The following is a 13,630-nucleotide window of genomic DNA, read 5'->3' as shown; positions in this document are numbered from 1 at the left end:
TCTTTAAATCGCAGCCCAAGAAACAGGTGAATTTCGTGAGCCAGCCTACGCCAGCCGTGCGTACCTTCCAAGACTTGATCCTCGCGCTCCAGCAATACTGGGCCGAGCAAGGTTGTGTGGTACTTCAGCCCTACGATATGGAAGTAGGCGCCGGCACTTTCCACACCGCGACCTTCCTGCGCGCCATCGGCCCGGAAACCTGGAACGCCGCGTACGTGCAGTCAAGCCGCCGTCCGACTGACGGCCGTTACGGCGAAAACCCGAACCGTCTGCAGCACTACTACCAGTTCCAGGTCGTGCTCAAGCCGAACCCGGACAATTTCCAGGAACTGTACCTGGGCTCGCTCAAGCATGTCGGCCTCGACCCGCTGGTGCACGACATCCGCTTCGTCGAAGACAACTGGGAATCGCCGACCCTCGGCGCCTGGGGTCTGGGCTGGGAAGTCTGGCTCAACGGCATGGAAGTCACCCAGTTCACCTACTTCCAGCAAGCGGGCGGCATCGAGTGCTACCCGGTGACCGGCGAGATCACCTACGGTCTCGAGCGTCTGGCGATGTACCTGCAAGGCGTCGATTCGGTCTACGACCTGGTCTGGGCTGACGGCCCGTTCGGCAAAGTCACCTACGGCGATGTGTTCCACCAGAACGAAGTGGAGCAGTCCACCTACAACTTCGAACACGCCAACGTCGACAAACTGTTCGAGCTGTTCGACTTCTATGAAAGCGAAGCCAAGCGCCTGATCGAACTCGACCAGCCGCTGCCGTTGCCGAGCTACGAAATGGTCCTGAAGGCGTCGCACACCTTCAACCTGCTGGATGCGCGCCGGGCGATCTCGGTGACTGCGCGTCAGCAATACATTCTGCGCGTGCGCACCCTGGCGCGTTCCGTTGCGCAAGCCTACCTGCTGGCACGCGCCAAGCTGGGCTTCCCGATGGCGACCCCGGACCTGCGTGATGAAGTACTGGCCAAGCTGGAGGCTGCACAATGAGTGCGCAAGATTTTCTGGTTGAACTGGGCACCGAAGAACTGCCACCCAAAGCCCTGAACACTTTGGCTGATGCGTTCCTCGCCGGTATCGACAAGGGCCTGCAAGCCGCCGGCCTGAGCTACGAAAGCAAAACCGTCTACGCCGCACCACGGCGTCTGGCTGTGCTGATCACCGCGCTGGCCACTCAGCAGCCGGATCGCAGCATCAACCTCGATGGCCCGCCGCGTCAGGCGGCGTTCGACGCTGACGGCAATCCGACGCAGGCCGCCCTCGGCTTCGCCAAAAAGTGCGGCGTCGAGCTGAGCGAAATCGACCAGAGCGGTCCGAAACTGCGCTACAGCCAGAACATCGCCGGCAAGCCGACCGCGAGCCTGCTGCCAACCATCGTCGAAGATTCGCTGAACGACCTGCCGATCCCGAAACGCATGCGTTGGGGTGCGCGCAAGGAAGAATTCGTGCGTCCGACCCAGTGGCTGGTGATGCTGCTCGGTGACCAGGTCATCGACTGCACGATCCTTGCGCAGAAGGCTGGCCGTGACTCCCGTGGCCACCGTTTCCATCACCCGCAAAGCGTGCGCATCAGTTCGCCATCGAGCTACCTCGCTGACCTGCGTGCCGCTTACGTATTGGCCGATGCCAACGAGCGTCGCGAGATCATCAGCAAGCGCACCGAAGAGCTGGCTACCCGTCAGGAAGGCACCGCAATCGTGCCGCCGGCGCTGCTCGACGAAGTGACCGCACTGGTCGAATGGCCGGTGCCGCTGGTGTGTTCCTTCGAGGAACGCTTCCTCGACGTGCCGCAGGAAGCGCTGATCACCACCATGCAGGACAACCAGAAGTACTTCTGCCTGCTGGATGCCGACGGCAAGTTGCTGCCACGTTTCATTACCGTGGCCAACATCGAAAGCAAAGACCCGCAGCAGATCATCGCCGGTAACGAGAAAGTGGTTCGCCCACGCCTGACCGACGCCGAGTTCTTCTTCAAGCAGGACAAGAAGCAGAAGCTCGAAGACTTCAACCTGCGCCTGCAGAACGTGGTGTTCCAGGAAAAGCTCGGCAGCGTCTACGACAAGGCCGAGCGCGTATCGAAACTGGCGGCGTACATCGCCGCACGCATCGGCGGCAACGCTTCGTGGGCCGCCCGCGCGGGCCTGCTGTCGAAGTGCGACCTGGCCACCGAAATGGTCGGCGAGTTCCCGGAGATGCAAGGTGTCGCCGGTTACTACTACGCGCTCAATGACGGCGAGCCACAGGATGTCGCGCTGGCACTGAACGAGCAGTACATGCCACGCGGTGCCGGGGCTGAATTGCCGGCGACCCTGACGGGTGCAGCCGTGGCCATCGCCGACAAGCTCGACACCCTGGTCGGCATCTTCGGTATCGGCATGCTGCCAACCGGCAGCAAAGACCCGTATGCCCTGCGCCGTGCGGCACTGGGCGTGCTGCGTATCCTGATCGAGAAACAACTGGACCTGGACCTGAACGACGCCGTGGCTTTCGCGGTGAATGCATTCGGCGCCAAGGTCAAGGCTGCCGGCCTCAACGAAGCCGTGCTGGAATTCATCTTCGACCGCCTGCGGGCGCGTTATGAAGACGAAGGCGTTGATGTCGCTACTTACCTGTCGGTCCGTGCCCTCAAGCCGGGCTCGGCGCTGGACTTCGACCAGCGTGTGCAAGCGGTGCAGGCCTTCCGCAAACTGCCGGAAGCGGCAGCGCTGGCAGCGGTGAACAAGCGTGTGTCGAACCTGTTGAGCAAGGTCGAAGGCTCGGTACCGACCGTGGTCGAAGCCAAGTATTTCGACAACGCCAACGAGTTCTCGCTGTATTCGGCAATCCAGCAAGCGGACCAAGCGGTGCAGCCAATGGCCGCGGCGCGTCAGTACAACGAATCGCTGGCACGCCTGGCCGCCCTGCGCGAGCCGGTCGACGCGTTCTTCGACGCGGTGATGGTCAATGCCGACGATGCCAACGTGCGGGCCAACCGTTACGCGCTGCTGGCGCGTCTGCGTGGCCTGTTCCTCGGTGTTGCCGACATTTCGCTGCTGGGTTGAGGAATTGCTGTTGAAACTGCTGATTCTCGATCGTGACGGCGTGATCAATTACGACTCCGATGCCTACATCAAGTCGGTGGAGGAGTGGATTCCGCTGCCCGGCTCGATCGAAGCGATCGCGCAGTTGAGCAAGGCCGGCTGGACGGTGGCGGTGGCCACCAACCAGTCGGGCATTGCTCGCGGCTATTACGACATCGCCACCCTCGAGGCCATGCACGCGCGCCTGCGCGAGCTGGTCGCGGAGCAGGGCGGCGAAGTTGGCTTGATCGTGTATTGCCCGCATGGCCCGGACGAAGGCTGCGATTGCCGTAAACCGAAACCGGGAATGTTGAGAACCATTGCCGAGCATTACACGGTGCCGTTGACCAATGTCTGGTTCGTTGGCGACAGCCTTGGTGACCTGGAGGCCGCCAAAGCCGTCGATTCACAGCCAGTTTTGGTGAAGACCGGGAAAGGCGAAAAGACCCGGGGCAAAACCCTGCCGGTGGGCACTCTGATTTTTGACGATCTGGCGGCGATTGCCGCAGAACTTATCCACAACTAGAGTACTTCTGAATTCCCTGGCCAGGGATTGCTCGGGAGTGCGCTTGAACAGTCGGGCATTGCCCCGTAACGGTAACCGTCGCCATGTCGATACTGCGGGCCTTCAGAATCTTTGTTTTCTATCTGCTGCTGGGTACAACAGCGTTGCTGTGGTGCAGCCTGAGCTTTTTCATCGCGCCGTTTCTGTCATTCAAGGCGCGCTATCGTTTCATCAATGTCTACTGGTGCCGTTGCGCCCTGTGGCTGACCAAGGTGTTCCTTGGTATCCGCTACGAAATCAAAGGCGCGGAAAACGTGCCAGACCGCCCCTGCGTGATTCAGTCGAACCACCAGAGCACTTGGGAGACGTTCTTTCTCTCCGCTTATTTCTCGCCATTGAGCCAGGTGCTCAAGCGCGAATTGCTGTACGTGCCGTTCTTCGGCTGGGCCATGGCCATGCTGCGCCCGATCGCCATCGACCGCGACAACCCGAAAGCCGCGCTCAAACAAGTCGCAGCCAAAGGCGACGAACTGCTCAAGGACAACGTCTGGGTGCTGATCTTTCCGGAAGGTACGCGTGTTCCTTACGGCACTGTCGGCAAGTTCTCCCGCAGTGGTAGCGCTTTGGCGGTGAATGCAGCGCTTCCGGTACTGCCGATTGCACACAATGCCGGCAAATTCTGGCCAAAAATCGGCTGGGGCAAACAGTCCGGAGTGATCACCGTGGTCATCGGCGAACCGATGTATGCCGAAGGCAGCGGGCCGCGCGCCATCGCTGATCTGAATGACCGTGTGCAGGCGTGGAACGAGAAAACCCAGCGCGAAATGGGTTCGCTGCCGCAGGTGCCACAGGCACCGGCAGCCAGTGATCAACTGGCTGTCTGAATTTTGTGGATAACCTGTGTACGCTTTCGTTTAAAAAGTCCGCAATCGCTATCTAACTTATTGTTTTTTAACGATATTTCTATATGGACAAATTGAACGAAATCCGTGCATAAGTTTTATTCCGATGTAAAAAAACCGGTCCTTATAGCCGGTTTTTTTGTGCTTGTTCATTCGGCAATCAGCGGCAACTCGATGCGGAATGTGGTTCCCGCATCGACCACGCTGTGACACTCGATCGTACCGCCATGATGATCAATCACAGCTTTGACCATCGACAGACCCAGGCCCACGCCGTCGATGCCTTGGGCTGAGGAGAAACGCCGATACTGGCTGAACAGGTCAGGCAATTCATCAGCAGCAATCCCTTTGCCCTGATCGGTCAATTCGCAGCGCAGCCATGACCCACAACAGCTGACCTTCAGTTGCACGGTGCTGTTTGCCGGACTGTACTTGATGGCATTTTCCAGGAGATTGAACAGGGCGCGCGTCAGCAATCCCTGATCGGCGAGAATCAGCCGCTCCTGGCATTCCTCATCAACTTCGTTGAGTAGCTCGATGCGTTTCTGCTGTGCGATGGGCAGCGCCTGATCAAGGACGTCCAATACCAGCATCGCGAACAACGTCGGGCGGAACTGGTAGGTCTCGGACTCAGCTCGTGCCAACAAGACGAAACCATCGGTCAGATCCAGCGCGCGGCGCACCTGACGCTCAATTTGCTCGAACAACGGTGCATCAGCGCCCGCTTGATGGCGATGCACATCGAGCAGGGCGAGGATCGCCGAATGCGGCGCGCGCAGGTCGTGGGAAAGAAAGCGCAGCAGGACGCCGCGTTGCTCCTCGGCGGCGCGCTCGGCGCTCAAATCCGTCAGGCTGAGCAGCCAACCGATCGGTGTATCGCCATCGACCGGTAGCAACGCCGCTCTTTCCAGGCGCAGGCTGCGCTCCTTGTGATCGCGAAACTCCAGTAGCGCCAGCGTGGCCAGCGCCGGTCGCGGTGCTGTGGATAAATCCGGATAGCCGAGCCGAGCCAGTTGCTCGAGTACTTCATCGCCTACCAATGGATCTTCGAACAGCTCACGCGCTTTGCGATTGCCCAGCAGAATCTTGCCCTGCGGATCACTGATCAGCGTCGCCACTGGCAGGTATTCCAGGCCGTCGGCAATGAAGCGCCGGGTATCGCGGGTGCGGCTCATGGCTTGTTCGAGCGCCATGATCTGGCCTTGCAGTTGATCAGTTCCGGTGAAACGAGTCCGGCGTCGTTCCGGGAAGACTTTCGGTTCACTGTCCAGACGCGCCAGCTCCCAGCCGAAATAGGTGAGCACCACACTCAGGCGCCGCCAGTTCCAGATCAGGTAACCGAACAACATGCCCAGCGCCGCAGATGTCGGCGACCACCAGTGGCGGATCTCGGCGAGCAGGGCACTGCTGATCAGCGCACCGGCCATGCCGATCAAGGTTACCCACAGCGCCCAACGCGGTCGCCACAGCAACAATCCCAGCACACACCCGACCATCGTCACCGACAGCAGCGCGCCAAGCGCCGGCGACGGATTGTGCAGATTGACCTGAGCGCGATAAGACAACAGGCCAGTCAGCGGTAACAGCACTAGACTTATCCACAACCACTCGCGCACCAACCGCCGGAACAGACGCTGGACCTGGCTCGGCTCCCGACTTTCAAGTCGGCGTTGAGGTTTATTCATGGCGCAAACGGCAAAGCGATGTGGGATGTGTTCATAGGTCTCAGGTCTGAGGCGTAGACCCGAAGAATCATAGCGGACGTCGACTACCGACGGGCTGCTTCTTTCATCGCGGCCGGGGAGTCGCTATTGTCGACATCCCAGCCCCAGCGACAAGGAACACCGCCGATGCGCGTTGCCATTCTGGACGACGAACCCGCCGAACTGCGCCGGGTCGAGCAAACCCTGGAGCAAATGGCCGAAATTGGGGAACAGCCGTGGTCACTGCACAGCTTCGAGCGTGGCGAAGACTTGTTGCGCCAGTTACGCCGGGAAACGTTCGACCTGCTGATCCTCGACTGGCAACTTCCCGACCTCACGGGTCTGGCACTGCTGCGCTGGACCCGTGAACACATGGACGCGCCACCGGCCGCGATCATGCTGACCAGTCGCGACGGCGAAAGCGATATCGTTCAAGCCTTGAATGCCGGGGCCGATGATTATGTCAGCAAGCCGTTTCGCCCCAACGAGTTGAAGGCGAGGGTGGCGGCGGTATTGCGCCGGCATAGCCAACCGCGCAGTGCGGCAGGTGAAGTACAAACGTTTCACGACCTGACTTTCGACGACGCCGAATTGACCGTAACCCGCGAAGGCAAACCGATCCTCATGACTGAGCGCGAATACCGACTGGCGCGGTGTCTGTTCAGCAACCTGGGGCGGCCATTGTCGCGGGATTATCTGTACGAGCGCTTCTGGCCGAACGAGGAAACAACTTCCTCGCGGCCGCTGGATACGCATATCTACCGATTGCGCAACAAGCTCGGGCTGACGGCAGATCGGGGTTGGCAGTTACTGACGATCTATGGGTATGGCTATCGTCTCGAAAGTGTCGCAACTGCGGTCGAGTAGCCCATCCCAAGCAAAATGCCCGGACTGGCTTGGAAGGACAGACCCCGAAATAAAAAAGGCCAACGCGATGCGTTGGCCTTTTCGTTGACGACAACCTGGATCAGAAATCCAGGTTCGAAACCGCCAGCGCGTTACTCTCGATGAAGTCCCGGCGAGGTTCGACCGCATCACCCATCAGGGTGTTGAAGATCTGGTCTGCGCCAATGGCATCTTCGATGGTGACTTTCAGCATACGTCGCACGCTTGGGTCCATGGTGGTTTCCCACAGCTGATCAGGGTTCATTTCGCCCAGACCTTTGTAGCGCTGGATGGTGTGGCGCTTGGTGCTTTCGGCCATCAGCCAGTCGAGGGCTTCCTTGAACTCGGTGACGGCTTTCTTGCGCTCGCCACGCTGGATGTACGCGCCTTCGTCGAGCAGGGTGCTCAGTTGCGCGCCCAGGGTGACCACGGTTTTGTAGTCGTTACTGCCGAAGAAGTCGCGGTTGAAGGTGACGTAGTTCGACAGGCCGTGGGAGATCAGTTCGACCTCCGGCAGCCAGACGCCACGTTCACGGTCTTCGCGCAGGCTGGCCTTGTAGACCAGGCCGGACTTCTCGTTGGTGCGCAGGCGAACTTCATACTGGGCCAGCCACTCTTGCATCGCTGCGTGGTCGCCCAGGGTTTCGAGGCTGACGGCCGGCAGATAGATGAAGTGCTCGGTCAGCTCCTGTGGGTACAGGCGCGACAGGCGCTTGAGCGTCTTCATGACCATGCGGAAGTCGTTGACCAGACGTTCCAGCGCTTCACCGGAAATGCCCGGGGCTTCTTCGTTCAGGTGCAGGCTTGCATCTTCCAGGGCCGACTGCGTCATGTACTCTTCCATGGCGTCGTCGTCTTTGATGTATTGCTCTTGCTTGCCTTTCTTGACCTTGTACAGCGGTGGCTGGGCGATGTAGATGTAGCCACGCTCGATCAGCTCCGGCAGCTGACGGAAGAAGAAGGTCAGCAGCAGGGTGCGGATGTGCGAACCGTCGACGTCAGCATCGGTCATGATGATGATGTTGTGATAGCGCAACTTGTCGATGTTGTACTCTTCGCGACCGATGCCGCAGCCCAGCGCGGTGATCAGCGTGCCCACTTCCTGGGACGAGATCATCTTGTCGAAACGGGCTTTCTCGACGTTGAGGATCTTGCCCTTCAACGGCAGGATCGCCTGGGTCTTGCGGTTACGTCCCTGCTTGGCAGAGCCGCCCGCGGAGTCACCCTCCACCAGGTACAGTTCGGACAGCGCCGGGTCTTTTTCCTGGCAGTCAGCGAGTTTGCCCGGCAGGCCGGCGATGTCCAGCGCGCCTTTGCGGCGGGTCATCTCACGGGCCTTACGCGCAGCTTCACGGGCACGGGCGGCGTCGATCATCTTGCCGACCACCAGCTTGGCTTCGTTCGGGTTCTCCAGGAGGAAGTCGGAGAAGTACTTGCCCATCTCCTGTTCAACCGCGGTTTTCACTTCGGAAGACACCAGCTTGTCTTTGGTCTGCGAGCTGAACTTCGGATCCGGCACCTTCACCGAGATGATGGCGGTCAGGCCTTCACGGGCATCGTCACCGGTGGTGGCGACTTTGTGCTTCTTCGCCAGACCTTCCTGCTCGATGTAGTTGTTCAGGTTGCGCGTCAGTGCCGAACGGAAGCCCACCAGGTGGGTGCCGCCGTCGCGCTGCGGAATGTTGTTGGTAAAGCACAACAGGTTCTCGTTGAAGCTGTCGTTCCACTGCAGGGCGATTTCCACGCCGATGCCGTCTTCGCGCTGGATGTTGAAGTGGAACACCTGGTTGACCGCAGTCTTGTTGGTGTTCAGGTATTCAACGAACGCACGCAGGCCGCCTTCATACTTGAACAGCTCTTCCTTGCCGCTGCGCTCGTCCTTGAGGACGATGCCGACACCGGAGTTGAGGAAGGACAGTTCACGAATGCGCTTGGCAAGAATGTCCCAGCTGAAGTGAATGTTCTTGAAGGTCTCGCTGGAAGCTTTGAAGTGGATCTGGGTGCCGGTGGTTTCGCTGTCGCCAACGATGGCCATCGGTGCCTGAGGCACACCGTGGACGTAGGTCTGTTCCCAGATCTTGCCACTGCGGCGAACAGTCAGGACCAGTTCTTCGGATAGTGCGTTCACTACCGAAACACCTACACCGTGCAGACCGCCGGATACCTTGTAGGAGTTGTCGTCGAACTTACCGCCAGCGTGGAGGACGGTCATGATGACCTCGGCGGCGGAAACGCCTTCCTCTTTATGCACGTCTACCGGGATGCCACGACCGTTGTCTTTAACGGTAATGGATTCGTCCGGGTGGATGATGATGCTGATGTCGTCGCAATGGCCGGCGAGGGCTTCGTCGATCGAGTTGTCGACCACCTCGAACACCATGTGGTGCAGACCGCTGCCATCGTCGGTGTCACCAATGTACATACCGGGACGTTTGCGTACGGCATCCAGGCCTTTCAGCACTTTAATGCTCGTTGAGTCGTACGTATTTTCTTCGCTCAATGCCTTCACTCCCGATGGTCGTGGGTCTGGGTGATACGGCCCTGTTCCACGTGGAACAAAGCGACTGGCGTTTCCGTCTGCCAGCCTTCCCTCAGTAATTCGTGATCTACACAGGTGATGAACACCTGGCAGCGTAAGTCTTCCAGCAAGCGGCACAGCGCGCGACGGTGGCTCTCGTCCAGCTCGGACGGCAAGTCATCCACCAGATAAATACACTGTCCGCGACGGGCCTGGCTGACCAGATGCCCTTGGGCAATCCGTAGCGCACAGACCACCAATTTCTGCTGACCCCGGGACAGGATGTCTGCGGCATTGTGTGCGCCCAATCTGAGACGCAAATCAGCGCGTTGCGGTCCGGCCTGGGTGTGCCCCATCTGCTGGTCCCGTTGCACGGAACCGGCGAGTACGGCGCTCAATTCGCGGTCCTTGTCCCAGCCTCGGTAATAGCTGAGCGTCAAACCCTCAAGCTCAACCAGTTCGCTCAAGGTCTGTTCGAAGACCGGTTTCAAGGCTGTGATGTAAGCGCGGCGGTATTCATCGATTTCAGCGCTGGCCTGGCACAGTTCCCTGTCCCATACCGCTTGCGAAACGGCGTCAAGTGTACCATGCCGCAGCCAGGAGTTTCTCTGGCGCAGCGCCTTCTGCAAACGCTGCCAGGTGGCCATGAAACGCGGTTCAACGTGGAACACACCCCAGTCGAGAAACTGCCGGCGAATCTTCGGCGCGCCTTCCAGCAGGCGGAAGCTGTCCGGGTTGATCAATTGCAGTGGCAGGATCTCTGCCAGCTGCGCAGCGCTACGGGCGTTCTGGCCATCGATGCGAATCTGGAACTCGCCCTGACGGTCGCGAGAAATCCCCAGCGCACTGTGTCCGCCTTCAGCCAGCTCAACCTGACCAAATACAGTACAGGCGAGCTGTTCGTACTGAATCACCGGCAAAAGCCGCGTGCTGCGAAACGAACGGGCGAGCCCCAGCAGATGAATGGCTTCCAGAACACTGGTTTTGCCGCTGCCGTTGGCGCCGTAAAGAATGTTGATGCGGGGAGGGGAGAAGGTCACCGGGTGCAGATTGCGCACCGCGGTGACCGAAACACGACTTAACGACATTCAGGATCAGCTGATTACAGACGCATCGGCATGACAACGTAAGCCGAGTCGTCATTGTCGGACTCTTGCACCAGCGCACTGCTGTTGGAGTCGGACAGGATCAGGCGAACCTGCTCGGTGGTCATCACGCCCAGCACGTCGAGCAGGTAGCTGACGTTGAAGCCGATTTCCAGCGAGCCGCCGTTGTATTCAACGCCCACTTCTTCTTCCGCTTCTTCCTGCTCCGGGTTGTTGGCCTGGATCTTCAACTGACCGCTGGCCAGTTGCAGACGGATACCGCGGTATTTCTCGTTGGACAGAATCGCGGTACGACTGAACGCTTCACGCAACGCCTGACGATCGCCGAGTACCAGCTTGTCGCCACCTTTGGGCAGTACGCGTTCGTAATCCGGGAATTTACCGTCAACCAGTTTCGAGGTGAAGGTGAACTCGCCCGTGGTGGCGCGGATGTGATGCTGACCGAGGACGATGCTGACATTGCCATCCGGCTCAGTGAGCAGACGCGCCAGTTCGAGGATACCTTTGCGCGGCACGATCACCTGATGGCGATCCGGCTGACCGATATCGGCCTGCATCGAGCACATCGCCAGACGGTGACCGTCGGTGGCCACGGCGCGGATCACACCAGCGGAAACTTCCAGCAGCATGCCGTTGAGGTAGTAACGCACGTCCTGCTGGGCCATGGCGAAGCTGGTGCGTTCGATCAGACGACGCAGTTTGCTCTGCTCCAGGCTGCAGGTCAGCGAGCCCGGGCCTTCTTCGACGGTCGGGAAATCGTTGGCCGGCAGGGTCGACAGGGTGAAGCGGCTACGACCGGCCTTCACTACCAGCTTCTGCTCGTCGACCTTGATGTCGATCAGCGCATCGTTGGGCAGGCTCTTGCAGATGTCCATCAGCTTGCGCGCCGGCACGGTGATGGAACCTGTTTCAGCCGGCTCCTCAAGTTGCACGCGACCGACCAGCTCGACCTCAAGGTCGGTACCGGTCAACGACAGTTGCTGGCCTTCGACGACCAACAGCACGTTGGACAGTACCGGCAAGGTCTGTCGGCGCTCGACGACGCCTGCGACCAGTTGCAGGGGTTTCAACAGGGCTTCGCGTTGAATGGTGAAATGCATGGTCTAGTCCCTTGCCTTAATAAGCTGCGCTGGTGTTCATCAAGTGGTCAGTGTACGCAGCAGGTTCTTGTAGTCCTCGCGGATGTCCGCGTCGGATTCCTTAAGTTCATTGATCTTGCGGCAAGCGTGCAGCACCGTAGTGTGGTCGCGGCCGCCAAACACATCGCCGATTTCCGGCAGGCTGTGGTTGGTAAGTTCCTTGGACAACGCCATGGCCACCTGACGCGGACGTGCTACCGAGCGCGAACGGCGCTTGGACAGCAGATCGGAGATCTTGATCTTGTAGTATTCGGCGACAGTTCGCTGAATGTTATCCACAGAGACCAGTTTGTCCTGCAACGCCAACAAGTCTTTCAGGGATTCGCGAATCAGCTCGATGGTGATGTCGCGGCCCATGAAGTGCGAGTGGGCGATCACGCGTTTCAGCGCGCCTTCCAGTTCGCGGACGTTCGAGCGGATGCGCTGGGCAATGAAGAACGCGGCGTCATGGGGCAGCTCGACTTTGGCCTGATCGGCCTTCTTCATCAGAATCGCCACACGGGTTTCCAGCTCAGGCGGCTCGACGGCAACGGTCAAGCCCCAGCCAAAGCGGGATTTGAGACGTTCTTCAAGGCCTTCGATTTCTTTCGGGTAGCGGTCACTGGTGAGAATGACCTGCTGGCCACCTTCAAGCAGAGCGTTGAAGGTGTGGAAAAACTCTTCCTGGGAGCGCTCCTTGCGGGCGAAGAACTGAATATCGTCGATCAGCAAGGCGTCCACCGAACGGTAGAAACGCTTGAATTCATTGATCGCGTTCAGTTGCAGCGCCTTGACCATGTCGGCCACGAAACGCTCGGAATGCAGGTACACGACCTTGGCATTCGGATTCTTCTTTAATAGATGGTTGCCCACTGCGTGCATCAAGTGGGTTTTACCCAAGCCGACGCCACCATAAAGGAAGAGCGGGTTGTAACCGTGCTTGGGATTGTCCGCCACCTGCCAGGCCGCCGCACGGGCGAGCTGGTTGGATTTACCTTCAACAAAATTCTCGAAGGTGAACGTGCGGTTGAGATAGCTGGTGTGCTTGAGCGCACCTTCTACCTGCACGGTGCGCTGTTCGGCGCGAACCGGCGCCTGCTGCGAGGCGGCACCGGCCATCGGGTCGAAGCTGTCGCGGGAAGGCTCTTCACTGACTTCAGCGGTTTTCTGCGTGGAACGCTTGGCCGGAGCAGGCGCGGGCGCTGGTGCCGGGTTGCTCGACGGCGCGTTGTTGGCCTGCGCCTGAGCAACCTGCGCGGCCGCCAGTGGTGCATTGGGTGCGGCACGAGGTGCCGAGCTGCGTTTGCTGCCTATTAACAAGGACAGCGACGGCGTCGAGCCATTGCCATGTTCATCGAGCAATTCGAGGACGCGGCCCAGGTACTTTTCGTTGACCCAGTCCAGCACGAAACGATTGGGTGCGTAGACGCGCAACTCGTCGCCTTCGGCTTCGACCTGTAGTGGACGGATCCAGGTGTTGAATTGTTGGGCAGGCAGCTCTTCGCGCAAAAGCTCTACGCACTGCTGCCAAAGTTCCACTGACACGGATATCCCCTAAGTTGAAAGCCGGTGAGGCAAAAACAAGCGGCCATTGTAGCGGCGAGCGGTTCACTTATCCACATGCAGGTAGGTCCCTCACCATCATTTATCAATGCGTTAAAGCATTAAAAGGCGACCAACGGCATGTGAATAAGCCCTGTGGATAAACACCTATGAGGGCACTGGACAAGTAGGGGCTAAACTCGGTGGATAACCAGCCTGTGGATAACAGCCCATTCCACGCACAGCTTATCCGACAGCGCAGCACAGGCTGAACACGGTTTTCCACTGTAGTT

The 13,630-nt window shown here is 59.3% G+C and carries 10 protein-coding genes; 5 read left to right on the top strand and 5 right to left on the bottom strand.

Annotation, left to right across the window (positions count from 1 at the left end):
* Positions 1 to 35 precede the first annotated feature (35 nt).
* The 4 genes from glyQ (at position 36) to LJU32_04700 (ending at position 4,447) form a co-directional block, all read left to right on the top strand.
* Positions 36 to 989 (top strand): glycine--tRNA ligase subunit alpha, encoded by a 954-nt coding sequence (gene glyQ / locus LJU32_04715; GenBank protein WKV89677.1) that lies wholly within the window; start codon positions 36 to 38, stop codon positions 987 to 989.
* On the top strand, positions 986 to 3,040 hold the full coding sequence (gene glyS, locus LJU32_04710) for a glycine--tRNA ligase subunit beta (GenBank protein WKV89676.1): 2,055 nt from the start codon (positions 986 to 988) through the stop codon (positions 3,038 to 3,040). Before glyQ ends, glyS begins: the two co-directional genes overlap by 4 nt.
* Positions 3,041 to 3,044: 4 nt before the next feature.
* Complete coding sequence (gmhB, locus tag LJU32_04705; GenBank protein WKV89675.1) at positions 3,045 to 3,584, top strand: D-glycero-beta-D-manno-heptose 1,7-bisphosphate 7-phosphatase; 540 nt, start codon at positions 3,045 to 3,047, stop codon at positions 3,582 to 3,584.
* 83 nt (positions 3,585 to 3,667) lie between these two features.
* On the top strand, positions 3,668 to 4,447 hold the full coding sequence (locus LJU32_04700) for a 1-acyl-sn-glycerol-3-phosphate acyltransferase (GenBank protein ID WKV89674.1): 780 nt from the start codon (positions 3,668 to 3,670) through the stop codon (positions 4,445 to 4,447).
* Between the two features lie 167 nt (positions 4,448 to 4,614).
* Here LJU32_04700 and LJU32_04695 read toward each other — a convergent pair whose 3' ends face one another.
* Positions 4,615 to 6,150 carry a sensor histidine kinase gene (locus tag LJU32_04695; GenBank protein WKV89673.1) on the bottom strand — a complete coding sequence of 512 codons (1,536 nt, stop codon included), beginning with the start codon at positions 6,148 to 6,150 and terminating at the stop codon, positions 4,615 to 4,617.
* A 165-nt stretch (positions 6,151 to 6,315) separates the two neighbouring features.
* Here LJU32_04695 and LJU32_04690 point away from each other — a divergent pair, with 165 nt between their 5' ends.
* Positions 6,316 to 7,035, top strand: a complete 720-nt coding sequence (locus LJU32_04690; GenBank protein WKV89672.1) for a response regulator transcription factor — start codon at positions 6,316 to 6,318, stop codon at positions 7,033 to 7,035.
* A 100-nt stretch (positions 7,036 to 7,135) separates the two neighbouring features.
* Here LJU32_04690 and gyrB read toward each other — a convergent pair whose 3' ends face one another.
* The 4 genes from gyrB to dnaA are packed head-to-tail and all read right to left on the bottom strand — an operon-like array spanning position 7,136 to position 13,340.
* The gene (gene gyrB / locus LJU32_04685; GenBank protein ID WKV89671.1) at positions 7,136 to 9,553 is read right to left on the bottom strand and encodes a DNA topoisomerase (ATP-hydrolyzing) subunit B; all 2,418 of its coding nucleotides are present in this window, start codon (positions 9,551 to 9,553) and stop codon (positions 7,136 to 7,138) included.
* A gap of 5 nt (positions 9,554 to 9,558) precedes the next feature.
* The gene (recF, locus tag LJU32_04680) at positions 9,559 to 10,659 is read right to left on the bottom strand and encodes a DNA replication/repair protein RecF (GenBank protein ID WKV89670.1); all 1,101 of its coding nucleotides are present in this window, start codon (positions 10,657 to 10,659) and stop codon (positions 9,559 to 9,561) included.
* Positions 10,660 to 10,673: 14 nt separating this feature from the next.
* Positions 10,674 to 11,777 carry a DNA polymerase III subunit beta gene (gene dnaN, locus LJU32_04675; GenBank protein WKV89669.1) on the bottom strand — a complete coding sequence of 368 codons (1,104 nt, stop codon included), beginning with the start codon at positions 11,775 to 11,777 and terminating at the stop codon, positions 10,674 to 10,676.
* Positions 11,778 to 11,816: 39 nt separating this feature from the next.
* Positions 11,817 to 13,340: a chromosomal replication initiator protein DnaA gene (dnaA, locus tag LJU32_04670; GenBank protein ID WKV89668.1), complete on the bottom strand. Its 1,524-nt coding sequence runs from the start codon at positions 13,338 to 13,340 to the stop codon at positions 11,817 to 11,819.
* Between the last annotated feature and the right edge of the window lie 290 nt (positions 13,341 to 13,630).

This window comes from Pseudomonas sp. B21_DOA (genome assembly GCA_030544685.1).
Classification (GTDB): Bacteria; Pseudomonadota; Gammaproteobacteria; order Pseudomonadales; family Pseudomonadaceae; genus Aquipseudomonas; species Aquipseudomonas fluorescens_AO.
This window is presented reverse-complemented; position numbering and strand designations above follow the sequence as displayed.